The sequence below is a fragment of the Burkholderia sp. BCC1985 genome, from assembly GCF_905339915.1.
Taxonomy (GTDB): Bacteria; Pseudomonadota; Gammaproteobacteria; order Burkholderiales; family Burkholderiaceae; genus Burkholderia.
In genome coordinates this window covers 21,856-44,707 of the sequence record NZ_CAJPGY010000025.1, presented here as the reverse complement: position 1 = coordinate 44,707, position 22,852 = coordinate 21,856, and the positions used below count along the sequence as shown (strand labels likewise).

At 63.5% G+C, this 22,852-nt stretch carries 21 protein-coding genes; 19 read left to right on the top strand and 2 right to left on the bottom strand.

Annotation, left to right across the window (positions count from 1 at the left end):
• Window positions 1-1,641 carry a chaperonin GroEL gene (gene groL / locus U4Z31_RS24115; protein ID WP_044846298.1) on the top strand — a complete coding sequence of 547 codons (1,641 nt, stop codon included), beginning with the start codon at window positions 1-3 and terminating at the stop codon, window positions 1,639-1,641.
• 184 nt (window positions 1,642-1,825) lie between these two features.
• Here groL and U4Z31_RS24110 read toward each other — a convergent pair whose 3' ends face one another.
• Entirely contained in the window at window positions 1,826-2,692 is an 867-nt protein-coding gene (locus U4Z31_RS24110; RefSeq protein WP_044846297.1) for a hydroxymethylpyrimidine/phosphomethylpyrimidine kinase, read from the bottom strand.
• Between the two features lie 254 nt (window positions 2,693-2,946).
• Here U4Z31_RS24110 and U4Z31_RS24105 point away from each other — a divergent pair, with 254 nt between their 5' ends.
• The 8 genes from U4Z31_RS24105 to U4Z31_RS24070 all read left to right on the top strand — a co-directional run bounded on the left by U4Z31_RS24105 (window position 2,947) and on the right by U4Z31_RS24070 (window position 9,554).
• Window positions 2,947-3,117 carry a rubredoxin gene (locus U4Z31_RS24105; protein WP_004186709.1) on the top strand — a complete coding sequence of 57 codons (171 nt, stop codon included), beginning with the start codon at window positions 2,947-2,949 and terminating at the stop codon, window positions 3,115-3,117.
• A gap of 104 nt (window positions 3,118-3,221) precedes the next feature.
• Entirely contained in the window at window positions 3,222-4,523 is a 1,302-nt protein-coding gene (locus U4Z31_RS24100) for a hypothetical protein (RefSeq protein ID WP_321811554.1), read from the top strand.
• A 182-nt stretch (window positions 4,524-4,705) separates the two neighbouring features.
• Window positions 4,706-5,284, top strand: a complete 579-nt coding sequence (locus U4Z31_RS24095; RefSeq protein WP_044846295.1) for a YqgE/AlgH family protein — start codon at window positions 4,706-4,708, stop codon at window positions 5,282-5,284.
• A complete protein-coding gene (ruvX, locus tag U4Z31_RS24090; RefSeq protein ID WP_059820149.1) occupies window positions 5,281-5,730 on the top strand; it encodes a Holliday junction resolvase RuvX in 450 nt (149 codons plus the stop codon). The genes U4Z31_RS24095 and ruvX overlap by 4 nt, the downstream gene beginning before the upstream one ends.
• A complete protein-coding gene (pyrR, locus tag U4Z31_RS24085) occupies window positions 5,717-6,232 on the top strand; it encodes a bifunctional pyr operon transcriptional regulator/uracil phosphoribosyltransferase PyrR (protein ID WP_321811553.1) in 516 nt (171 codons plus the stop codon). The genes ruvX and pyrR overlap by 14 nt, the downstream gene beginning before the upstream one ends.
• Window positions 6,233-6,306: 74 nt before the next feature.
• The gene (locus U4Z31_RS24080) at window positions 6,307-7,338 is read left to right on the top strand and encodes an aspartate carbamoyltransferase catalytic subunit (protein WP_044846292.1); all 1,032 of its coding nucleotides are present in this window, start codon (window positions 6,307-6,309) and stop codon (window positions 7,336-7,338) included.
• Between the two features lie 52 nt (window positions 7,339-7,390).
• Window positions 7,391-8,677 (top strand): dihydroorotase, encoded by a 1,287-nt coding sequence (locus tag U4Z31_RS24075; RefSeq protein ID WP_321811552.1) that lies wholly within the window; start codon window positions 7,391-7,393, stop codon window positions 8,675-8,677.
• 19 nt (window positions 8,678-8,696) lie between these two features.
• A complete protein-coding gene (locus tag U4Z31_RS24070; protein ID WP_321811551.1) occupies window positions 8,697-9,554 on the top strand; it encodes a lysophospholipid acyltransferase family protein in 858 nt (285 codons plus the stop codon).
• A gap of 33 nt (window positions 9,555-9,587) precedes the next feature.
• Here the strand turns inward: U4Z31_RS24070 and U4Z31_RS24065 are convergent, their stop codons facing one another.
• Window positions 9,588-10,427: a symmetrical bis(5'-nucleosyl)-tetraphosphatase gene (locus U4Z31_RS24065; protein WP_321811550.1), complete on the bottom strand. Its 840-nt coding sequence runs from the start codon at window positions 10,425-10,427 to the stop codon at window positions 9,588-9,590.
• Between the two features lie 342 nt (window positions 10,428-10,769).
• On the opposite strand from U4Z31_RS24065, the gene rfbB reads away from it, so the two are divergent.
• The 10 genes from rfbB (at window position 10,770) to U4Z31_RS24015 (ending at window position 22,770) form a co-directional block, all read left to right on the top strand.
• Window positions 10,770-11,831: a dTDP-glucose 4,6-dehydratase gene (gene rfbB / locus U4Z31_RS24060; protein WP_321811549.1), complete on the top strand. Its 1,062-nt coding sequence runs from the start codon at window positions 10,770-10,772 to the stop codon at window positions 11,829-11,831.
• A gap of 11 nt (window positions 11,832-11,842) precedes the next feature.
• On the top strand, window positions 11,843-12,736 hold the full coding sequence (rfbA, locus tag U4Z31_RS24055) for a glucose-1-phosphate thymidylyltransferase RfbA (RefSeq protein WP_321811548.1): 894 nt from the start codon (window positions 11,843-11,845) through the stop codon (window positions 12,734-12,736).
• Window positions 12,721-13,272 (top strand): dTDP-4-dehydrorhamnose 3,5-epimerase, encoded by a 552-nt coding sequence (rfbC, locus tag U4Z31_RS24050; protein ID WP_124529015.1) that lies wholly within the window; start codon window positions 12,721-12,723, stop codon window positions 13,270-13,272. The genes rfbA and rfbC overlap by 16 nt, the downstream gene beginning before the upstream one ends.
• The gene (rfbD, locus tag U4Z31_RS24045; protein ID WP_124529017.1) at window positions 13,265-14,164 is read left to right on the top strand and encodes a dTDP-4-dehydrorhamnose reductase; all 900 of its coding nucleotides are present in this window, start codon (window positions 13,265-13,267) and stop codon (window positions 14,162-14,164) included. The genes rfbC and rfbD overlap by 8 nt, the downstream gene beginning before the upstream one ends.
• 191 nt (window positions 14,165-14,355) lie before the next feature.
• Entirely contained in the window at window positions 14,356-15,033 is a 678-nt protein-coding gene (locus tag U4Z31_RS24040) for a hypothetical protein (protein ID WP_124529019.1), read from the top strand.
• A gap of 86 nt (window positions 15,034-15,119) precedes the next feature.
• A complete protein-coding gene (locus U4Z31_RS24035) occupies window positions 15,120-18,530 on the top strand; it encodes a glycosyltransferase (protein WP_321811547.1) in 3,411 nt (1,136 codons plus the stop codon).
• A gap of 188 nt (window positions 18,531-18,718) precedes the next feature.
• Window positions 18,719-19,531, top strand: coding sequence for an ABC transporter permease (locus tag U4Z31_RS24030; protein ID WP_124529023.1), 813 nt, complete (start codon window positions 18,719-18,721; stop codon window positions 19,529-19,531).
• Between the two features lie 17 nt (window positions 19,532-19,548).
• Window positions 19,549-20,931, top strand: a complete 1,383-nt coding sequence (locus U4Z31_RS24025) for an ABC transporter ATP-binding protein (RefSeq protein ID WP_124529025.1) — start codon at window positions 19,549-19,551, stop codon at window positions 20,929-20,931.
• A gap of 31 nt (window positions 20,932-20,962) precedes the next feature.
• Entirely contained in the window at window positions 20,963-21,568 is a 606-nt protein-coding gene (locus U4Z31_RS24020) for an acyltransferase (protein ID WP_321811546.1), read from the top strand.
• 134 nt (window positions 21,569-21,702) lie between these two features.
• On the top strand, window positions 21,703-22,770 hold the full coding sequence (locus U4Z31_RS24015; RefSeq protein WP_124529029.1) for a hypothetical protein: 1,068 nt from the start codon (window positions 21,703-21,705) through the stop codon (window positions 22,768-22,770).
• Window positions 22,771-22,852 lie beyond the last annotated feature (82 nt).

Here is a 22,852-nt window from a genome sequence, read left to right as displayed (position 1 = left end):
ATGGCAGCTAAAGACGTCGTATTCGGCGATTCCGCCCGTTCGAAGATGGTCGAAGGCGTGAACATTCTCGCCAACGCAGTCAAGGTCACGCTGGGTCCGAAGGGCCGCAACGTCGTGCTCGAGCGCAGCTTCGGCGGCCCGACGGTCACCAAGGACGGTGTGTCGGTCGCGAAGGAAATCGAGCTGAAGGACAAGCTCCAGAACATGGGCGCGCAAATGGTCAAGGAAGTCGCTTCCAAGACCAGCGACAACGCGGGCGACGGCACGACGACGGCAACCGTCCTCGCGCAATCGATCGTTCGCGAAGGCATGAAGTACGTCGCATCGGGCATGAACCCGATGGACCTGAAGCGCGGCATCGACAAGGCAGTCGCAGCGGCTGTCGAAGAGCTGAAGAAGATCAGCAAGCCGTGCACGACGAACAAGGAAATCGCACAGGTCGGCTCGATCTCGGCGAACAGCGACACGTCGATCGGCGATCGCATCGCTGAAGCGATGGACAAGGTCGGCAAGGAAGGCGTGATCACCGTCGAAGACGGCAAGTCGCTGGCTGACGAACTCGACGTCGTCGAAGGCATGCAGTTCGACCGCGGCTACCTGTCGCCGTACTTCATCAACAACCCGGACAAGCAAGTTGCCGTCCTCGACAACCCGTTCGTGCTGCTGCACGACAAGAAGGTGTCGAACATCCGTGATCTGCTGCCGGTGCTCGAGCAAGTCGCGAAGGCTGGCCGTCCGCTGCTGATCATCGCAGAAGACGTCGAAGGCGAAGCGCTCGCAACGCTGGTCGTCAACAACATCCGCGGCATCCTGAAGACCGTTGCGGTCAAGGCGCCGGGCTTCGGCGATCGTCGCAAGGCGATGCTGGAAGACATCGCGATCCTGACCGGCGGTCAAGTCGTCGCGGAAGAAACCGGCCTGACGCTCGAGAAGGCAACGCTGGCAGAACTGGGCCAGGCGAAGCGCATCGAAGTGGGCAAGGAAAACACGACGATCATCGACGGCGCAGGCGAAGCCGTGAACATCGAAGCGCGCGTCAAGCAAGTTCGCACGCAAATCGAAGAAGCGACGTCGGACTACGACCGTGAAAAGCTGCAAGAGCGCGTGGCCAAGCTGGCCGGCGGCGTGGCAGTGATCAAGGTCGGTGCTGCGACCGAAGTCGAAATGAAGGAAAAGAAGGCGCGTGTCGAAGACGCACTGCACGCAACGCGCGCAGCTGTGGAAGAAGGCATCGTGGCAGGCGGCGGCGTTGCGCTGATCCGCGCTCGCACCGCGATCGCAGGCCTGACCGGCGCGAACGCCGACCAGAACGCCGGCATCAAGATCGTGCTGCGCGCAATGGAAGAGCCGCTGCGCCAGATCGTCACGAACGGCGGCGAAGAAGCGAGCGTCGTGGTGGCGGCAGTGGCTGCAGGCACGGGCAACTACGGCTACAACGCAGCAACGGGCGAGTACGTCGACATGGTTGAAGCCGGCGTCGTCGACCCGACCAAGGTCACGCGCACCGCGCTGCAGAACGCAGCTTCGGTTGCAGGCCTGCTGCTGACGACGGACGCAGCTGTCGCAGAACTGCCGAAGGAAGATGCACCGATGCCGGGCGGCATGCCGGGCGGCATGGGCGGCATGGGCATGGACATGTAATCGACTTCGGTCGATGGTGTCCGGGGCGCGCAGCGATGCGCGTTCCAGCCAAAGAAAAAGACCCGCAGCGATGCGGGTCTTTTTTTATGTGCGCGCAAAAAGAGGCGGACATTCGGGGGCGGACCTGCCGCCCCCGCGCGAGGGTGAGCCGCGTGCAACGGCGGCGCGGGGCCGCCGTGCGGGTTCAATGCCGGGCGATCCGCGGGGAGGTTTTGCTGCTTTCCGTCACCGGGCGCCCGCCTTCCTCATCGTTGCTGCGGGCCCAGAAGAACCGGTCGGGCAGGTACGCGCCCATGCCGGGCCGGAACGCGTCGCGCACGGCCTGGTACAGGTATTCCTGCGCCTCGCGCACCGCCTCGGGCGGCTCCTGGCCATTCGCGAGCAGGGCCGCGATCGCCGCGCCGAGCGTATCGGTGATGCCCATCAACCGGTGCGGCGAACGATCCCACATGTCTTCGCGAAGCTGGCCTTCCTCGCCGTACAGCGTGTTGACGAGCCGGTGCGAGCCCGTCTCCGACGACAGGATGTACTCGCAGCCCTGCGACAGCAGGTGCGACACGGCCGCGTCGAGATTCGGCGCCTCGGCATCGCCGTCCGGCTGCGCGAGCGCGATCAGCGTCGCGTGGTCGGCGACCAGCAGCGTCGTCTGCGGCGCGAGCAGGTCGGCGATCGATTCGCGCAGGTCGTCGGCGGCGAGCACGTGCTCGTCGTCGAGCGTGAAGTCCGGCGCGAGCACGAGCGGCACGCCGTCGTAGTCGGCGACCACTTCGGCGATCGCGCTCACGACTTCCGCGCGCGTCGCCGCGCCGATCTTGAACGCGGCGACCGGCATGTCCTCGAGCAGCATGCGCGCCTGGGCGGCGACGACATCGGGATCGAGACCGGTCACTTCGTCGCAGGCGGCCGAGTCGCGCACGGTATAGCCCGTCAGGACGGACACGCCGTGGCAGCCCATGCTCGCCAGTGTCATCAGATCGGCTTGGAGGCCGGAGCCGCCGGTGGGATCGGACAGGCCGAAGGTGAGGACGATCGGAGGGGCGTTGCTGGACATGTAAAAATGGGGCAAGAAAAAAACGGGGAAGCGACGGAACTGCGGACGGCGAGGCGAAGTGGGCGTTTGGGCCCTGTGTTGCCCGGCAGGCCGCACTTTCCAGCCATTATGCGGCGGAATCCGGCCCGCACGACGGATTTTTTAGCGCAGCGCAACGTAGTCGCCGTACTCCAGCGCGATTGCTAGGCAGTCCGGCCCCGACACGGTACCATCATGGCTCCCGAATTTACCGACTTTTCCCGACGCGGCTTAAGATGGAATACAAGAGCTGGATGTGCCTGATTTGTGGCTGGATTTATGACGAAGAAGCCGGGCTGCCCGAAGAGGGCATCGCCCCGGGCACGCGCTGGGAAGACGTCCCGATCAACTGGACGTGCCCCGAATGCGGCGCTCGCAAGGAAGACTTCGAGATGGTCCAGATCTGACCGGACCCTTGGCCAACGGACACCCGGCTGCGGCCTCGCGGTTGCCCGGTGCTTGCGCACCGAGGCCGGCGCGAGCGACTTGACGATGACAGGCGCGCGTGTCCATGACGGCCGATCCGGCGAACGTTCCCCACCCTGACGCATTACCCAACCCGCGCGGCGGGGCCGTGCGCGCGGCCGACGCGTGGCTCGCGGCGGCCGCCGACGCATTCGAGCGTCGCGACGACGCGGCCGCGCCGCTGTCGGCCGCTGCCGCCGTGCTGGCGGAGGCCGGCTGGCTGCCGGCCGCCCGATTCGCGGGGCAACTCGCCGCCGCGGCGCCGCTCGTCGCCGCCGAACCGGCTTGCGCCGCCTGGCGCCTCGCGTTGCGCGATTTCAGCGCGGCGGTCGGGCGCCACAATCTTCGCGAGCTGGCCTGCTCGCCCATCCTGTTCGACCATTTCCGTGCGCTGCGTGCGCAAAGCTCGGCCGACCTGCACGCGAGCGTGCCGCTCGACGCGCTGGCACTCGTCGGGCGCGCGACGCCGCCGGCGACGCTGCGCGCGTTGCCCGACGCATTCGCGAGCCGCGCGCGGGCCCGTTACGAGCAGGCGCTGCTCGGCGTGCTGCGCGCGCCGCACGGCACGCCGGACGCGGCGCTCGACGAGCTCGACACGACCCTGACCGCGCTGGCCGACGACGCGCCGTACGACTTCTGGCGGCTTGCCGCCGCGTGCCTGCGCGCGCTGCGCGCGTGCGCCGCGCCCGAACTGAAGCGTTTCCTCGCACGGACCAACCTGCTGCTCGGCGAGCACGCGCAGGGCAGGCGCAGCGCGCCGCCGGCGCTCGTGCGCGAGACGGTTGCGTTGCTGTGGCGCGATTTCGCGCTGTTCGGCGCGGCCGCGGAAGACGTCGCGCTCGTCGACGTGCTGCACGACTATGGGCTGACCGTGGACTGGCACGTCGCCGGCACGCCCGCGTCCGAGGCGCTGTGGGAAGCCGGCGCGGCGCAGGCCGAGCATGAGGCGGTCGCGGCGGCACCCACCCGCATGCTCGGCGTCGTGACCGTCAACGCGCATGCGTATGAGGATTTCCTGCAGACGGCCGACGCGTCGATGGCCGATCTGGCCGTCGATGCGGGTGCGGCCGATGCGGGGGCCGCATGGCGCGCATCCGCGGCCGCCTACCGGGTCGGTACGGCCGCATGCGCGCTCGGGCTCGGTCACGCGGCGCTGCTGGCCGACACGCTCGGGCTCGCGTGGCGCCGTGCCGCACACGGCCTGCCGCTCGCCGACGGCGGGCTCGACGCGCACGGCCGGGCATCCGACCTGCTGCGCGGCGCACTGCTCAAGATCGCCGCGGGGGTGGCGCCGCCGGACCTGACCGCGGCGTCCGAGGCGCTCGGCGCGGCGCTCGCCCGGACCTGATGCGCAACGGGGCGCGACCGCGGCGGCAGCCCTTGCCGCGCGGGCCGGCAACACGCTGCCGACAGCACCCGCGCGCGTGTTAGAGTGCCATGTGATCCGCGCGCGTCGTTGCCAGCGTCGTGCGGCGTTGCTTGTTGATCGCGGCCCGGTCAGGCCGCGGCGTCTTTGCTAAAATTCAAACCATGTCAAAGCCTTCCGATCGCATCAATCTCACCAACCAGTTCCTGATCGCCATGCCGAACATGGCGGATCCGACGTTTTCAGGAACGGTGGTCTATCTTTGCGATCACAGCGAGCGAGGTGCGCTCGGCCTCGTCATCAATCGTCCCACCGACATCGACCTCGAATCGCTGTTCAGCCGCATCGACCTGAAGCTCGACATCGAGCCGCTGCTGCACATTCCCGTGTACTTTGGCGGCCCGGTCCAGACCGAGCGCGGCTTCGTGCTGCACGAGCCGGTCGAGGGCGCGAACTACAACTCGTCCATGTCGGTCGAGGGCGGGCTCGAGATGACGACGTCGAAGGACGTGCTCGAGGCGGTCGCGACGGGCACCGGCCCGAAGCGCTTCCTGCTGACGCTCGGCCACGCCGGCTGGGGCGCAGGGCAGCTCGAGGAAGAAATTTCCCGCAACGGCTGGCTGACGGTCGCCGCCGATCCGCGCATCGTGTTCGACACGCCGGCCGAGGAGCGTTTCGAAGCCGCACTTGGCCTGCTCGGCGTCAGCTCGTCGATGCTGTCCGGCGAAGCAGGGCACGCATGAGTGGCGCGAGCGCGCGCGATGCGACGCTCCTGGCGTTCGATTACGGCGAGAAGCGGATCGGCGTCGCGATCGGCAATGCGCTGACGCGCTCGGCCCGCGCCCTCGTCGTGATTCCCAACCTGAACCGCGAGCACCGCTTCAAGGCGGTCGGCGAACTGCTGGCCGAATGGCGGCCGGACGCGCTCGTCGTCGGCCTGCCGATGCATCCGGACGGCACGCCACACGACATGACGCAGCAGGCGAAGCGTTTCGGCAATCAGCTGAACGGCCGCTTCGGGCTGCCCGTCACGTGGGTCGACGAACGCTATTCGTCGGTCGAGGCCGAGGCCGGGCTGCGCGAGCGCAACGTGCGCGGCCGCGCACGCGCCGAGATGCTCGATGCCGAGGCCGCGCGCGTGATCCTTCAACAGTATCTCGATCAATTGTCCGACCATGAGCACCATTGATGCCGACGCGCTCTACCGCATCCTGCTCGACCAGATCCGCGACGCATACGGCACGGCCTTCGCCGAGCCGGGCGGCCCGCGGCTCGCCGGCATTCACAGCGGCGGCGCCTGGCTCGCCGAGCGCCTCGCGCGCGATCTCGGCGCGCCGGGATTCGGCGTCGTGAACGTCGCGCTGCATCGCGACGACTACGCGAAGAAGGGGCTGCACAGCCAGGCGAGCCCCACGTCGCTGCCGTTCGAGGTCGACGGCGCGCGCATCGTGCTCGTCGACGACGTGCTGTACACCGGCCGCACCGTGCGCGCCGCGCTCAACGAACTGTTCGACTACGGCCGTCCGGCCGCGGTCGAGCTTGCGGTGCTCGCCGATCGCGGCGGCCGCGAACTGCCGGTCGCCGCGCGTTTCGCGGGCGGCACCCTCGACGTGCCGACCGATGCGACGCTCGTGCTCGCGCGCGACGAAGCCGCGCAGCTCACGCTGCGCATCGAGGCGCACGGCGCCTGAGCGAACCGCGCAACCGTATCCCGGGCCGCCGGTTCGTACCGCGGCCCGTTTGCATAGTTGGAATCACGCACACCATGACCACCGACACCACTGGCCGCACCGGCAATCCCGCCGCGGCCGCGAGCCCCGAGCGGTTCCGCTACGGTTTCCTGAAGGGCAACCCGCAGCTCACGAAAAACGGCGAGTTGAAACACCTGCTGTCGATCGAGGGCCTGCCGCGCTCGATCGTCAACCACATCCTCGACACGGCCGAGCAGTTCGTCAGCGTGACGGACCGCGAGGTGAAGAAGGTGCCGCTCCTGCGCGGCAAGTCGGTGTTCAACCTGTTCTTCGAGAACTCGACGCGCACGCGCACGACCTTCGAGATCGCCGCGACGCGCCTGTCGGCCGACGTGCTGAACCTGAACATCAACGCGTCGTCGACGAGCAAGGGCGAGTCGCTGCTCGACACGATCAACAACCTGTCGGCGATGCATGCCGACCTGTTCGTCGTGCGCCATGCGTCGAGCGGCGCGCCGTACCTGATCGCCGAGCACTGCGCGCCGCACGTGCACGTGATCAACGCGGGCGACGGCCGGCACGCGCACCCGACGCAGGGCCTGCTCGACATGTACACGATCCGTCACTACAAGCGCGACTTCACGAAGCTGCGCGTGGCGATCGTCGGCGACATCCTGCATTCGCGCGTCGCGCGCTCGGACATCCACGCGCTCACCACGCTCGGCGTGCCGGAAGTGCGCGCGATCGGCCCGCGCACGCTGCTGCCGGGCGGCCTCGAGCAGATGGGCGTGAAGGTGTTCCACAACCTCGACGAAGGGCTGAAGGGCGTCGACGTGATCATCATGCTGCGCCTGCAGAACGAGCGGATGAGCGGCGCGCTGCTGCCGTCCGCGCAGGAATATTTCAAGACCTGGGGCCTGACGCCCGAGCGCCTCGCGCTCGCCGCGCCCGACGCGATCGTGATGCACCCGGGCCCGATGAACCGCGGCGTCGAGATCGACTCGCAGGTCGCCGACGGCCCGCAGTCGGTGATCCTCAACCAGGTCACGTTCGGCATCGCCGTGCGGATGGCGGTGATGGGCATCGTCGCCGGCAACAGCGACTGAGCCCGCTTTCGCGCATCCTTATTCACGCAATCAACGCATTTACAGACAGCGCATGAAGATTCATATCAAAGGCGGCACGCTGATCGACCCGGTCGCCGGCACCGAGCGGCAGGCCGACGTATTCGTCGCGGACGGCAAGATCGCCGCGCTCGCGGCAGCAGGTGCGGCGCCGGCCGGTTTCGACGCGGACAAGACGATCGACGCGTCGGGCCTGATCGTCGCGCCCGGTCTCGTCGACCTGTGCGCGCGGCTGCGCGAGCCCGGCTACGAGCACAAGGCGACGCTCGCGTCCGAGATGGCCGCGGCCGTCGCGGGCGGCGTGACGACCCTCGTGTGCCCGCCGGACACCGACCCCGTGCTCGACGAGCCGGGCCTCGTCGAGATGCTCAAGTTCCGTGCCCGCAACCTGCACCAGGCGAACGTCCATCCGCTCGGCGCGCTCACCGTCGGCCTCAAGGGCGAAGTGATCACCGAGATGGTCGCGCTGACCGAATCGGGCTGCGTCGGCTTCACGCATGCGAACGTGCCGGTGCGCGACACGCAGGTGCTGCTGCGCGCGCTGCAATACGCGAGCACCTACGGCTACACGACGTGGCTGCGTCCGCTCGATGCTTTCATCGGCCGCGGCGGCGTCGCCGCGAGCGGCGCGCTCGCGTCGCGGCTCGGGCTGTCCGGCGTGCCGGTCGCGGCCGAGACGATCGCGCTGCACACGATCTTCGAACTGATGCGCGTGACGGGCGCGCGCGTGCACCTTGCGCGCCTGTCGTCGGCGGCCGGCCTTGCGCTCGTGCGTGAAGCGAAGGCCGAGGGGCTGCCCGTGACGTGCGACGTCGGCGTGAACCACCTGCACCTGATCGACGTCGACATCGGCTACTTCGATTCGCAGTTCCGGCTGGACCCGCCACTGCGCGGCGAGCGCGATCGCGAAGCGATCCGCGCGGCGCTCGCCGACGGCACGATCGATGCGATCTGCTCCGATCACACGCCGGTCGACGACGACGAGAAGTTGCTGCCGTTCGCCGAGGCGACACCCGGAGCGACGGGGCTCGAACTGTTGTTGTCGCTCACGGTGAAGTGGGCCGATGAAACCGGCACGCCGCTCGCGCAGGCGCTGCGCCGCATCACGGCCGCGCCGGCCGACGTGCTGCAGTTGCCGGCGGGCCGCCTGGCCGAAGGCGGCGCGGCCGACCTGTGCGTGTTCGACCCGCGCGCGCACTGGCGCGTCGAGCCGCGCGTGCTGAAGAGCCAGGGCCACAACTCGCCGTTCCTCGGCTACGAACTGCCGGCCTGCGTGCGTGCGACGCTCGTGGCGGGGCAGGTCGCGTTCGAGCGTCACTGAACCCAGCCGGATCTTCGCCATGACCGCTCTTCGCAAGCTGCGTCTCGTCTTTCACCTGCTGCGCGGCATGGCGATCGTCGCGCTGCGCTTTTCGCATGTCACGCCCGCGCGCCGCGCCGAAATGACGCGCCGCTGGTCGCTCAAGATGCTGCGGTTCTGCGGGATGCGCCTCGTCGTCCACAACGACGGCGCGCGGCTCGACGCGAGCGCGCTCGTGGTCGGCAATCACGTGTCGTGGCTCGACATCTACGCGATCAACGCATGGCGGCCGACGCCGTTCGTGTCGAAGGCCGAGGTGCGGCAGTGGCCGGTCGTCGGCTGGCTCGCCGAGAAGCTCGATACCGTGTTCCTGCAGCGCGAGAAGCGTACCGAGGCGATGCGGATCATGCACGAGATGGCCGAGCGCCTGCGCGGCGGCGGGCTGATGTGCGTGTTTCCGGAAGGCACCACGTCGGACGGGCAGGGGCTGCTGCCGTTCCATGCGAACCTGTTCCAGGCCGCTGTGTCGGCCGGCTGCGCGGTGCAGCCGGTCTGCCTGATGTACGAGGACGCGCAGCGGCGGCAGTCGGTCGCGCCGGCCTATACGGGCGAACTGTCGCTCGGGACGTCGCTCGACATGGTGTTGCGCGGCGGCCCGCTCGTCGCGCATCTCTACGTGTGCGAGCCGATCGCGCCGGGCGGTGATCGGCGCACGACGTCGGCGGCGGCCCGCGATGCGATCGCCGCCGCGCTGGCGACGTTGCAGGAGAAGGTCGGCAAGCCGTCGGCCGAGTCGCTCGCGGAGCTGCAGAAGCATGCATATCCGGCGACCGAGCTCGGTGGCGGTGCGGCGGGTGAGGCGGCGGCCGAGGAGCCGGTGCCGGGGCGGGAGGGGTGATGCTTCATTCCGCCCGCACGCCGCGCGTGCGGGTCATTCGCCGCCCGGCGTGCGGCACGCGTCGCACTGCACCTGCGTGACCGTACGCTGTGCCGGGTCGGCCGTCAGTCGCACGGCCGACAGCTGATTTCCCCATACGCACCCCGAATCGAGCGCGACGACGTTGTCGCGCAGCATCAGGCCGAGCGCGGCCCAGTGTCCGAACACGACCGTTACGTTTTCGGTGCGGCGCGCCGGTACGTCGAACCACGGCAGGTAGCCCGGTGGCGCGCTGTCGGGGCCGCCGTTCGCCTTGAACTCCATCGCGCCATCGGGCGTGCAGAACCGCAAGCGCGTGAACGCGTTGAACGCGACACGCATGCGGTCGCGTTTTTTCAGGTTCGGACTCCATTGATTCGGTTCGTTGCCGTACAGGCCTTGAAGCGTGTCGCGCCAGTCGGGGGCGCGCAGTGCGCGCTGGAGTTCGTCAGCGAGTTCGAGCGCGAGCGATGTGTCCCATTGCGGCAGTACGCCCGCGTGCACGAGCAGCATGTCGTTTTCGAAGTGCGCGAACGGGCGGTGGCGGACCCAGTCCAGCAGCGCGTCGGCGTCGGGTGCGTCGAGGATTTCGCTGATCGTGTCGCCCGGGCGTTCGGTGCGGATGCCGGCTGACACCGCCAGCAGATGGAGGTCGTGGTTGCCGAGCACGACGGTCGCGCGCGGGCCGAGGTCGACCAGCGCGCGCAGCGCGGCGAGGGAGTCGGGGCCGCGGTTGACGATGTCGCCGGCGATCCATAGCGGGGTGTCGGCAGGGGCTGAAAGCTTTTCGGACAGCGACTGGAAAGCTGAATGACAGCCTTGGATGTCGCCGATGGCGATGGGGGTGGGCGGCATGAGAGGCAGTTGTTACAGGTCTTGACACTGGATGGGAAAAGGCGCACTGCGGAAGCGCGCCCATGCACAATATTGTGCCAGTTTAACGTATTGATTTAAAACATAATTTCATGCGTTCTGCCGATGCGGACCACTGTTTCAAGTTGTTAGCAGCGTGGCTTTTGCGGAGGCTTGCTTCCTATAATTGCGGCTTCCTCGACAGAATTAGCATTTCATGACTTTGACGGTCACGGTGAGAAGTTAGAATTCCCGCCTTGAGCGACGCGTACATCGATGCCGTCGCTGTTCGAAATGATGGCGGCTCGTACTTGAGGCCTGCCGTGTATGACTAGAGGGAGCCTCATGATCCTGGTGACGGGGGGCGCGGGTTTTATCGGCGCCAATTTTGTACTCGACTGGCTGCGTCAATCCGACGAGGCCGTGCTCAATGTCGACAAGTTGACCTACGCCGGCAATCGTCGCACGCTGCAGTCGCTGGACGGGAACCCGGAACACGTGTTCGTACGGGCCGATATTTGCGACCGGGCAGCACTCGATGCGCTGTTCGCGCACCACAAGCCTCGCGCAGTCCTGCATTTCGCTGCGGAAAGCCACGTCGATCGCTCGATTCACGGGCCGGCGGATTTTGTTCAGACCAATGTGGTGGGCACGTTCACGCTGCTCGAAGCCGCACGGACATACTGGAACGGCCTCGGCGAAGCGGACAAATTGGCCTTTCGTTTTCTGCACGTATCGACGGATGAAGTGTTCGGCTCGTTGTCGGCGACTGATCCGCAGTTCTCGGAAACCACGCCGTATGCGCCGAACAGTCCTTATTCGGCGACCAAGGCCGGCTCCGATCATCTCGTGCGCGCCTATCATCATACGTACGGCCTGCCCACGCTCACCACGAACTGCTCGAACAATTACGGCCCGTACCAGTTCCCCGAGAAACTCATTCCGCTGATGATTGCCAATGCGCTCGCCGACAAGCCGCTGCCCGTCTACGGCGACGGGCAGAACGTGCGCGACTGGCTGTATGTCGGCGACCACTGCAGCGCGATTCGTGAAGTGCTCGCGCGCGGCGAGCCCGGCGAGACGTACAACGTCGGCGGCTGGAACGAGAAGAAGAACCTCGAGGTCGTGCATACGCTGTGCGATTTGCTCGATCAGGCGCGTCCGAAGGCAACCGGTTCGTACCGTGATCAGATCACCTACGTGACGGACCGTCCCGGCCATGATCGTCGTTATGCGATCGATGCGCGCAAGCTCGAGCGCGAACTCGGCTGGAAGCCCGCCGAGACGTTCGAGACCGGTCTCGCGAAGACGGTGCGCTGGTATCTCGACAACCAGGTATGGGTCGACGAGGTGGCCTCGGGCGAATACCTCAAGTGGGTTGAAACCAACTACGCGGAACGCGCGTAAGGGGAACGGACATGGCGCGCAAGGGCATCATTCTCGCCGGCGGTTCCGGCACGCGACTGTATCCGGTCACGCACGTCGTATCGAAGCAGCTCCTGCCGGTGTACGACAAGCCGATGATTTACTACCCGCTTTCGACACTGATGGTCGCGGGCATCCGCGATGTGCTGATCATCTCGACCCCGCAGGATACGCCGCGCTTCGAAGCCATGCTCGGCGACGGCAGCCAGTGGGGGATGAACATCCAGTATGCGGTGCAGCCGTCACCGGACGGCCTTGCGCAGGCTTTCATCATCGGCCGGGATTTCGTCGGTAACGATCCTTCGGCGCTCATCCTCGGCGACAACATCTTTTACGGGCACGATCTCGCGAAGCAACTCGAGCGCGCATATGCGGCCGAGGCCGGGGCTACGGTGTTTGCCTACCACGTGCACGATCCCGAGCGTTATGGCGTCGTCGAATTCGATGCGTCGTTCCGTGCATTGTCGATCGAGGAGAAGCCCGCGAAACCGCGTTCGAACTACGCGGTCACGGGGCTGTATTTCTACGACAACCGCGTGTGCGACATCGCCGCCGACATCAAGCCGTCGGCGCGCGGCGAGCTGGAAATTACCGACATCAACTCGCGATATCTCGCGGATGATGCGCTGAACGTCGAAATCATGGGGCGCGGTTACGCATGGCTCGACACGGGTACCCACGATTCGCTGATCGAAGCGGCAAGCTTCATCGCGACATTGCAGAAGCGGCAGGGACTGGTCGTTGCATGCCCTGAAGAGATTGCGTACCGCAGGCACTGGATCGACGCGGAGCAGGTGCTGAAGCTGGCGCAACCGCTGTCGAAGAACGCTTACGGGCAGTACCTCAGGAACCTTCTCACGAATCAGGTCGCATGGCTATCCAGGTAACGGCAACGGCGCTGCCCGAAGTCAAGATCATCGAACCGAAGGTGTTCGGCGACGCGCGAGGGTATTTCTACGAGAGCTTCAACGAGCGCGAATTCGCGGAGCAGATCGGGCCACGCATCGAATTCGTTCAAGACAATCATTCGCGTTCGACGAAGGGCGTGTTGCGCGGGCTCCACTATCAGATCGAGCACGCGCAAGGGAAGCTTGTGCGTGTGGTGGAAGGTAAGGTATTCGATGTCGCGGTCGATATCCGGCGCAGTTCGTCGAACTTCGGCAAGTGGGTTGGCGTGATGCTGTCGGCGGACAACCATCGCCAGCTTTGGGTGCCGCCCGGCTTCGCGCACGGCTTCGTTGTGCTATCGGCGGCAGCGCAGTTCCTTTATAAGACGACCGATTACTGGTTCGCCGAGCACGAGCGCTGCATTGTATGGAACGATGCGGAGATCGGCATCGAGTGGCCCATCGATGGCGAGCCGCTACTGGCAGCGAAAGATGCGGCGGGCAAATGTCTGAGCGAGGCCGAAGTCTATGCGTGAGGGCCACATGCGTCCTGCCCCGACGATTCTCGTGACGGGTGTCAACGGGCAAGTGGGATTCGAACTATTGCGTACGCTGCAGGGGCTCGGCCATGTGGTGGCGTGCGACCGGACGATGCTCGATTTGTCGGATCTGGATCAGGTGCGGGCCGTGGTGCGTGACCTGAAGCCGGCGGTCATCGTGAATCCTGCGGCTTATACCGCCGTGGACCAGGCCGAAACGGCCATCGATGCCGCACGGCGCCTGAATACCGATGTGCCGCGCGTGCTTGCGCAGGAAGCGTTGCGGCTCAACGCGTTGCTCGTTCATTACTCGACCGACTATGTGTTCGACGGCACGAAGGAAGGGGTCTATGTCGAAACGGACGAGACCAATCCGCAGAATGTGTACGGCCTGACCAAGCTTGACGGCGAGCGGGCCATTGCAGCGACGGGTTGCGATCACTTGATATTGCGTACGAGTTGGGTCTACGGGCGTCGAGGCAAGAACTTCCTGCTCACGATGCTCAAGCTTGCTGCCGAGCGATCCGAGCTGCGGGTTGTGGTCGATCAACTCGGGGCGCCGACCTGGTCGAATTCGATTGCCGCTGCAACCGCACATATTCTGGCGCAGTGCCTGGCACCGAATGCCGGTAACGTTCGGGCGCCACAATCGGGTGTCTATCATCTTGCTGCCGGCGGGGAGACATCATGGCATGGCTTTGCGCAGGAAATTTTCCGACTGGCGCTGGGCGACAAGGCGCCGCGAGTGTTGCCGATCGCCGCGAGCGAATACCCGACGCCGGCGCGGCGCCCCGCAAACTCGCGCATGTCCGGGGCGAAACTGGCCGGTACGTTCGGCATACGGATGCCGGCATGGAATGAGGCGCTCCGACTATGTCTGGATTCCTGAATGGATGGCGATCTGGTTGCGGTTGGGCAAAGCGACCGTTGCGATAAACTAATCGGCTCCGTGTGCGTTGCCCTGTCGGTCCGCCGGCGAGTGCGCCGCAATTGCGTGCGGATGTCTCGAGGTCGGATGCGTCGGCATTGTCGATGGGAGACAATGCCCGGCGAATCGATTCAATGAATGGTGCTGTAGCGATGGACTCAACGTCACAAAATTTTGCTTCCGGCGAGCCTGCTCAGTCGGCCGATGCTCTCGCGGTGCTGCAGACTCGCATAGAGGAGCTCGAGGCCGAGCTTGTCCAGGCGCGGGCGCTGGCTCGTGAGGCAACGATGCGTGCGCGGCGGAACAGTTATCAGGCATCCGCAGCGCAGGCGCATGCAGATGCGGCAGAGCGCCAACTGAGTTCGGTTCTGTCCAGTTCGTCCTGGCGCATCACCGCTCCGGTTCGCGTTGTGGCGCATGTCGCGAAATCTGCAATCCGGTTCGCGCGTGATCCATCGTGGTCGGTATTGAAGCGGCGCAGCATCTCGCTGCTTCGCGAAGCAGCGCGCCGGAGCGCATTGGCGCGGGCGGTGGTGTTTTGGGTGCGCGATCGCCATCCGCGACTTTGGGCGCGACTTGCGCCGCTGGCGGCTCCTCGCTTTGCCGGGGCGCAGTCCATCTCGGTTACACGCTGGAAGGAAGGGAGCGTGTCTCGCCGGAACTACGCTGAACTGGTTGCCGCACGGGCGCCGCAATGTGATCGAGCCACCATCGATGGTTTTCTCGACGCAAGCATGAGAGGCGTCGACTCCCGAAAGCTTGCCGGACGCCTTGCCGAAATCTGTGCCGCTACCATGCCGGGCCGCGATAGCGGAACGGCTGCGCCTTGACTGCGACGAAATCAGGTAGCAGCTCTTACATCATGCACAACGGAGTAACACGCGCAGTGGGTTCATCAAACACCGTATCGGGAATCATGGCCGACATCGAGGGTAAGTCATTCCCTGCGCAGTCACGGCGAACGGGCGCCATCCATCAGTTTCATTCCGGAAGTGCCGTTGCGGATGCCGTGACCAATAGTATGTTCATGATCCAGGCGCTGCTGCGCGAGCTGGGTTTCGAATCCGATATCTTTGCCGAACACGTCGCGCCGGAACTGACGGGCAGTATCCGCTATTTCAGGGAGTACGCCGAGTCCAAAGAAGACGTAATGTTGTTGCATCATTCGATGGGACATGATCAGGACGAGTGGGTCATGAATCTGTCGTGCACGACGATTCTGATCTATCACAACATTACGCCCGAATCGTTTTTCGACGAGCGTTCCCCTTTCAGACATTATTCGGCCAAGGGCCGTGCCCAACTCGATGCGTTTCGTGAGCACTTCGCGGCAGCAATCGCGGTGTCCGATCTCAATGCGCGAGAGCTGACCGAACGCGGCTACGAAAAGGTTACGACGATTCCGCTCCTGATCGATGCGGCAAAGATTCGCTCGGCAGAATGGAACGATGTGCTCGTTCAGGAGCAGTCACAGGTGATGACGGTCTTGTTCGTCGGCCGCATCTCGCCGAACAAGGCGCATCGGGATCTCGTCGAAGCAGCGGCCCAACTGCGGGCAATGATGCCCCGGCCGTTCCAGTTCGTGTTTGTCGGGGGGTACGGAGAAGAGGAGCCTTACTATCTCGAACTGCGGCAACTGATCGACGAGCTCGAATTGGGCGAGATCGTTCGGTTTGCGGGGAAGGTTCCTGATGCGGATCTTTATGGCTGGTACCGGGCGGCAAGTGCGTTTCTGTGTCTCAGCGATCATGAGGGGTTTGGTGTTCCGCTAATCGAGGCGATGACTTTCGACGTACCGGTGATCGCGTATGCGAGTAGCAATATCGAGTCGACGCTTGGCGGCGCCGGGCTGCTCATTCACGACAAGCACCCGCAAGCCGTCGCCGCGCTTTTGCGCGCCGTATCCGAAGACCGCGCGCTGCGTCGCGCGATAGTTGTCGAGCAGCGCAAGCGGGTTCGACAATTTGAGCGTCCCGCGCTGCTGGAGCAGTTGCAGCAGTTCCTGCGCCAGCACGGTATCGAGATTCCGCAGCCGATCGACACGTACCCTCGTACCGATGGGGAGCGTCCACCACGCTATCAAGTCGAGGGGCCGTTCGAGACGTCATACAGTCTCGCACTGACCAATCGAGAACTGGCTTTCGCGCTGGACCGTGCAAATCCGGGTGAAGTCGGCTTGTTTGCGACTGAGGGGCCGGGCGACTATGCGCCAGACGTTCGAAAAATCAGCGCGATCCGCGGGCTTCCCGAGCTCGCGGCGCGTGGCAGCAAGCGCAGTGGTGCGGACGTTGTGGTCCGCGACCTCTATCCGCCGCGCGTTCACGACATGGACGGACTGTACAATTTCCTGCATTTCGCATGGGAAGAGTCGGAACTGCCTGCTGCCTGGGTCGGTGCATTCAACGAGCATCTCGATGGAGTGGCCGCGATATCGACGTTCGTCGCAAAGGTCATGCGAGACAATGGCTATGCAGGGCTGATTGCTTCTGTCGGCAATGGCGTCGATCATGTCGCCCGAGCCGAGCGGCTCGAATATCGCGGCCCGCTCGGAAAGGGCTTTCGTTTTCTGCACATATCATCCTGCTTTCCGCGCAAGAGTGTCGACGTGTTGCTCGACGCGTTCGCGAAGGCCTTCACCACGCGCGACGATGTATCGCTGACTATCAAGACGTTTCCCAATCCTCACAATAAGGTTTCTGCCCAGATCCAGGCTTTGCGCCGGCGCTACCCCGACTGTCCGGAGATTGTCCTCGTCGAGGAAGACCTGAACGCTGGCGAGATCGTGGACCTTTACCAACGGTGCCATGCATTCGTGGCGCCGTCTCGCGGGGAGGGTTTTGGGTTGCCCATGGGCGAGGCGATGTGGTTCGGTCTACCCGTTATCACCACGGCGTTTGGTGGCCAGGCCGACTTCTGTACGGCCGAGACCGCGTGGCTTGTCGACTTTACGTTCGAGCGCGCCAAGACGCACCTTGGGTTGTTCGACTCCGTCTGGGCGGAACCCAACGTCGACAGTCTTGTCGCTCAACTGAAAGCGGTGCGTGAAGCGACGGCTGAAACACGTGCCGAAAAGGCGGAGCGCGGTCGTGCATTGCTCGAGTCGCGTTTCACGTGGGACCGTTGTGCCGAGCGACTGATGGCGCTGGAAGCGTCGGTCCGGCGTCTGGAGCCTGGGTCCGCTCGGCGAATGCGGCTCGCATGGATTTCGTCGTGGAACACGAAATGCGGAATCGCGACCTATTCATCATTCCTGGTCGGTGGTCTCGATCCGGCATGGTTCGATGTCAGGATTCTCGCCTCGCGCGATCCCGCCGTCGTCATCGAGGACGGTCCGGGAGTGACGCGCTGCTGGACGGATCAGCGTGGCCGCATCGACGACTTGCTGGCAGAACTCGATCGATGCCGGCCGGACGCGATCATGTTGCAGCACAACTTCGGCTTCTTCAGCATGCCTTCGACGTCTCGAATCGTCGAGTATGCGAACGCACACGACATTCCGATCGTGATTACCTTTCACTCGACGAAGGATGTCGATACGCCGGACTATCAGGCATCGCTGTCGGAAATCGCTGGCGCGCTGCGTGGTGCCGACCGCTTGCTCGTGCATAGTATCGACGACCTGAATCGGCTGCGGATGTTGGGCCTCGTTGATAACGCGACGCTGTTTCCGCATGGCGTGCATGCACGCGAGTCGTCCGACCGGCTTGCGTGCCGGACGGCGCTGAACATTCCCGCCGATGCTCCGGTAATTGCAACGTATGGATTCCTGCTTCCGCACAAAGGCCTGGAGGAGATCATCGAAGCGTTCTCGATGATGTCAAAAGAGCTGCCGCAGGCGCGTCTGTTAATGGTCAACGCGCTGTATCCGGTTCGCGATTCGGAGTTGACGGCGGAACGATGCAGCAATCTGATCAAGACGCTCAATCTCGAAGGCCGTGTGCAGATGATTACCGACTTCCTGCCCGATCGCGAGAGCTTTGCGTATCTGGATGCGGCCGACCTCGTCGTGTTTGCATATCAGGATACGGCCGAATCGGCGAGCGGTGCCGTGCGGTACGGACTGGCTGCCAATCGGCCGGTGGCCTGCACACCGATACCGATCTTTGACGATCTCGGCGACCTCGTACATCGGTTCTCGGGCACCGATGCGCGCGCGATTTCCGCTGATCTGGCTACGCTGCTCGGCGATTCCTCGCTGCTGCGAAGCAAGGCCGGTGCTCAGGCGGCGTGGATCCAAGCCCGGTCGTGGGACGAGATGTCGGCGCGGCTCGGCGGGATTGTCCGCGGGCTCGTCGCCGAGCGGTCGTCTGTCAGCCGAGGTGGCTGATAAAATGATGAGTTTGCCAAGCGGGAGCCGGGCAAGGGACGCGTGTCACCGCTGTTGATCGCCATCTCCGTCGGCCCCGTGCAAAAGGGCTAAAAGGCGCCTGAGTTCGTCGCGCAACACGTTCGCGAGGCGCGTGTCATTCGAGTTCGCCTTCGAAGGGACTCTAATTAATTGGGTATCGAAAACCGATGCAGGACAAAGCACATCACTCCGTCGGGAGTTCACTGAGGTTGGCGTGGATGCTTGCGAAGCGAGATCTGAAGAATCGCTACGCCAGCTCGTACGCGGGTACGGCATGGAACGTCGGCGTACCGCTGCTTTACTCCCTCATCAACGTGGTCGTGTTCTCGATCCTGATGCGGGGACGAATGGGGGCCCAATACGGTGACATTCCGTTTGCCCTTTTCTATTTCGTGCCATTCTCGCTGTGGACAGTATTCACCGAAGTGACGGGGCGCAGCACCGGCATCCTGCGGGAATACAGCTATCTCATCAGCAAGATCGCGTTTCCGGTCTGGGTCTTGCCGCTGATTCCACTCACGTCGGCGCTGATCAGTCAGGGCATCATTTTTGTTTTCGTAATCGGCCTGTTGATCATTAAGGGTGTCGTGCCGGGAGCCATGATCTGGATGTTTCCCATTATCTGGGCTCTCTCGCTTGCGATTTCGATCGGCTTTGCCTATGGCATCTCGGCCATTTCGGTCTATGTCCCGGACATGGTGCCGATCGTTCCGCTTTGCACGAACATCATCTTTTGGCTCACGCCGATCCTGTATCCGGCGACGATGGTGGAGGCATCGCGCATGATCTGGATGCGCAACATCGTCATGACGCTCAATCCGTTCTACTACATGGTGGAGACATCTCGGCAAGCCGTGTTTCCCGGGATTCCGTTCAATTGGGAATATGTCGGAATTCTGATCGTTGTAGCGGTGGGTGCCGTTGCGATCGGTGCATATATTTTTCGCAAGCTGAAGCCTGGCTTCGCAGACGTCCTTTAAAGGTCAAGAGTTAGTTCATGTCGACACAAGATCGCTCCAAGGTTATCGAGCTGAGCAATATCAGCAAGATCTACCGTTCGTATTCTTCGCCGCGACATCGCTTGCTCGAGTTGATGTCGGCGGGCAAGAGGCAATATTTTCGCGAAACTCGTGCGCTGGACGACGTTTCATTCTCGCTTGAGAAAGGCGACCGATTCGGTGTAGTAGGGGAAAACGGCAGCGGCAAGAGTACGCTCCTGAAGGTCCTTGCCGGCGTACTCAATCCGAGTACCGGTTTGGTCAATGTCTCCGGGCGCGTATCGGCGCTTCTCGAACTGGGCGCAGGGTTTAATCCGGAACTGTCTGGACGCGAAAACATCGTCCAGTTCTGCATGCTGCATGGCATGCTGCAAGAGCAGGCCATTGCCGCTCAGCCGGAAATCATCAGGTTCAGTGAACTGGGCGATGCAGTCGATCATCCCGTCAAGACATACAGCAGCGGGATGGCAGTGCGGCTCGGGTTTGCATGCGCAGTCTACGTGCAACCCGACATTCTGATCGTTGACGAGGCGCTGAGCGTCGGCGATGCATACTTTCAGAACAAGTGCCTGCACAAGATCCGCACGATGCTTGATGAAGGGACGACGTTCATCTACGTGACGCACGCTGCGGATTCGGTGCGTGCACTTTGCAATCGAGGCCTCTGGCTCGAGAAAGGGCGCGTTCGACTGCTCGGCAGTTCGAAGCAGGTCGGCGCCGCATACCAGAGTGAAGTGTTCAGCCGGATGGTACGAGCTGGTATCGACGTCACCGAAGTCGATGATGACGACGTCTCGGCGGATACGCAAGCCACGGCCGGCGAACCGGTGACGACGCGTACGCATGTGCGCCCCGACAAGGCCCGGACGCGCGCATTTTCATCGCGTGTCGAGCCGTTGCGTACCGGCACCGGCGAGATCCGGATTGACGATATCAGCGTCATCGATCCGGAGGGCAATGAGTGCGACACCATCGACATCGAGAAGAAGATGCGCGTTCGCGTTTTCTTTCACGTGGTATCGCCGCCTCCCGAGCGCAGTTCCCTCGCGCTTGGCATCACCGATTCATCGGGGCGACAAATCCTGCATTTCAGTTCCGCAGTACAGGACGTGTTCCCGTCGGAGGCGACACCGCATATCCAGCATATGATGGAATTCACCTTCGCGAACCCGTTGTGTCCCGGCGAGTATGGATTGATCGCGGGGGTTGGTGTGACCACGGAGCATCCCGAAAATCGAGGGCAGAGTCTCGTCACGACCGTGATTGATTACTGCGTAGGCGGCGCGCGGTTCGCAGTGCGATTCCCCGACGAAATGGTGAAGCGGGATTTGTGGGGCGTTGTGCACGTGGACTACGATGTTTCGATGCATTCGCTCGATTGAGCGATCGCGTCGTTGCCAGTCGGATATTCACATGTTTGAGCGTCTTAGGACAAGAATCCGGGAACGATTGATTGAAGCCGTGACCGATCGTGTCATCTCGCGTCTTGCTGAATCGGCGGACTTCATGGCTCAAGTTGCCCGGCGCGTGGCGGCGGAGCAATCGTCAAACGCGTCGCAGTCCGTGCCATGGGAGTCAGATTCTGTCGTCGAGCGCCTCATCGAGCGGATGACGCCGGGAATCGCGCAGCGACTGGTCATGACGCCGGTCGTGTTCGGCGGTGAATGGGACCGCATCTCGCTTGGAGAGGGCGTGCAATTGGTGAACACGCTCATGAATGTGTCATCAGGGCGCATCGTCATTGGCGATCAGACGTTCTTCGGTCATAACGTCAGTTTGATTACGGGCACGCATCCGTTGACTGAGCAGATGTCCGCCCGGCACGACTATCCGCGGGAAGGGCGCGATATCGTGATTGGGAAAGGGGTTTGGATTGCATCCAACGCGATCGTCGCGGGCCCGTGTACGATCGGCGACCATGCGGTGATCGCCGCGGGCGCAGTCGTGACGTGCGACGAAGTCGAGGCGGGTTGGCTGTACGGTGGCGTTCCAGCGCGCAAGATCCGGAAGTTGATTTGAGTGTACGCACGGAGCTTCAGGGCGACCTCGATACAGCAGACCTTTCGCACTGTCGAACGGAAGCCAGGGACGGAACTTCGTGAGCACCGCGCCTAGTCGCGGCAGAGAATCATTGAGCGTATTTTGAGAGTTGATTGAATATGAAGGCTGAAATTAGAAAGGTGGTGCGAGCCGTTGCGAACTGGCCGGTAGTGGGCCGACTCGTACGCATCGTGGTCGCCGCGATACGGCTCCCTGAGTTCCGCGCCGACGTCATGCATCGTCAGGACGTTTATGAACGAGATCAGCTTCCGATGCTCTTGCGCACGTTGTCGGAGTTGAACGATCGTCAACGGTTGATCGATAACGACCAAGACAATCTCGTACGATCGGTGCCCGTTGCGTTGCGACGGCTTCATGCGGACGTCAAACAACTGAAGGCCGTACTCGAAGAACGCAAGGCGTCGGACCATGAGGCATTGGCGAAGCAGCGCGAAAGTGCGGACGCACGCCTGCCGGAAGTCGAGGCGCTTGTACGTCGCCTGGACGAGCGCTTGGGCGGCATGGACGACTCTGTTCGATATCTGCTTGGCCGCGTCGAATTCGTTCGCCGGGAATTGATGTTCGAAATGCGCTATGGCGCTTCGTCGCCGGGCGAGAAGGAAGACACACTGAAGGCGAAGACAGAAATCATCGCGAAGGAGAAGGTGGCCGCAGCAGCCAGCAACGGTCAGTTGCGGCTTAATCTGGGTTGCGGCCATATCGCGCTGGATGGCTATTTGAATGTCGACCGCCGAGCATTGCCGGGTGTCGATATCGTCTCGGAGGTCGACGAACTGCCATTCAAGAATGGTGAGTTGACTGAAATTTTCTCCGCGCACTTGCTTGAGCATTTTCCTCAGGAGCAGATGGCCCGCGAGTTGTTGCCATACTGGTTCGGCCTTCTGAAGCCGGGTGGCGAGTTCCACGCGGTCGTTCCCGATGCACAGGCGATGATGAAGAACTACATCGACGGTGATTACCCGTACGCGTACCTGCGCGAGGTGACGTTCGGTGGTCAGGATTACGATGGCGATTTTCACTTCAACATGTTCACCCCTGAATCCATGTCGGCCATTCTGAAGGAGGCGGGGTTTGTCGATATTTCGGTGATCCAGACTGGACGACGCAACGGAAACTGCTACGAATTTGAAATCGTGGCGAAACGTGCGATACCGGCCTGATGCAACGTCTGCGATCGAGTGCAGTCGTCACCTGCCTTCGTTCGGTCAGGCCCTCGATGGCCGTGACGAAACGAAACGGCAA

What these genes read in the sequence shown, in the direction of transcription:
- groL (WP_044846298.1), top strand. Translation starts at nt 1, where the DNA reads ATGGCAGCTAAAGACGTCGTATTCGGCGATTCCGCCCGTTCGAAGATG.
- U4Z31_RS24110 (WP_044846297.1), bottom strand. Translation starts at nt 2,692, where the DNA reads ATGTCCAGCAACGCCCCTCCGATCGTCCTCACCTTCGGCCTGTCCGAT.
- U4Z31_RS24105 (WP_004186709.1), top strand. Translation starts at nt 2,947, where the DNA reads ATGGAATACAAGAGCTGGATGTGCCTGATTTGTGGCTGGATTTATGAC.
- U4Z31_RS24100 (WP_321811554.1), top strand. Translation starts at nt 3,222, where the DNA reads ATGACGGCCGATCCGGCGAACGTTCCCCACCCTGACGCATTACCCAAC.
- U4Z31_RS24095 (WP_044846295.1), top strand. Translation starts at nt 4,706, where the DNA reads ATGTCAAAGCCTTCCGATCGCATCAATCTCACCAACCAGTTCCTGATC.
- ruvX (WP_059820149.1), top strand. Translation starts at nt 5,281, where the DNA reads ATGAGTGGCGCGAGCGCGCGCGATGCGACGCTCCTGGCGTTCGATTAC.
- pyrR (WP_321811553.1), top strand. Translation starts at nt 5,717, where the DNA reads ATGAGCACCATTGATGCCGACGCGCTCTACCGCATCCTGCTCGACCAG.
- U4Z31_RS24080 (WP_044846292.1), top strand. Translation starts at nt 6,307, where the DNA reads ATGACCACCGACACCACTGGCCGCACCGGCAATCCCGCCGCGGCCGCG.
- U4Z31_RS24075 (WP_321811552.1), top strand. Translation starts at nt 7,391, where the DNA reads ATGAAGATTCATATCAAAGGCGGCACGCTGATCGACCCGGTCGCCGGC.
- U4Z31_RS24070 (WP_321811551.1), top strand. Translation starts at nt 8,697, where the DNA reads ATGACCGCTCTTCGCAAGCTGCGTCTCGTCTTTCACCTGCTGCGCGGC.
- U4Z31_RS24065 (WP_321811550.1), bottom strand. Translation starts at nt 10,427, where the DNA reads ATGCCGCCCACCCCCATCGCCATCGGCGACATCCAAGGCTGTCATTCA.
- rfbB (WP_321811549.1), top strand. Translation starts at nt 10,770, where the DNA reads ATGATCCTGGTGACGGGGGGCGCGGGTTTTATCGGCGCCAATTTTGTA.
- rfbA (WP_321811548.1), top strand. Translation starts at nt 11,843, where the DNA reads ATGGCGCGCAAGGGCATCATTCTCGCCGGCGGTTCCGGCACGCGACTG.
- rfbC (WP_124529015.1), top strand. Translation starts at nt 12,721, where the DNA reads ATGGCTATCCAGGTAACGGCAACGGCGCTGCCCGAAGTCAAGATCATC.
- rfbD (WP_124529017.1), top strand. Translation starts at nt 13,265, where the DNA reads ATGCGTGAGGGCCACATGCGTCCTGCCCCGACGATTCTCGTGACGGGT.
- U4Z31_RS24040 (WP_124529019.1), top strand. Translation starts at nt 14,356, where the DNA reads ATGGACTCAACGTCACAAAATTTTGCTTCCGGCGAGCCTGCTCAGTCG.
- U4Z31_RS24035 (WP_321811547.1), top strand. Translation starts at nt 15,120, where the DNA reads ATGGCCGACATCGAGGGTAAGTCATTCCCTGCGCAGTCACGGCGAACG.
- U4Z31_RS24030 (WP_124529023.1), top strand. Translation starts at nt 18,719, where the DNA reads ATGCAGGACAAAGCACATCACTCCGTCGGGAGTTCACTGAGGTTGGCG.
- U4Z31_RS24025 (WP_124529025.1), top strand. Translation starts at nt 19,549, where the DNA reads ATGTCGACACAAGATCGCTCCAAGGTTATCGAGCTGAGCAATATCAGC.
- U4Z31_RS24020 (WP_321811546.1), top strand. Translation starts at nt 20,963, where the DNA reads ATGTTTGAGCGTCTTAGGACAAGAATCCGGGAACGATTGATTGAAGCC.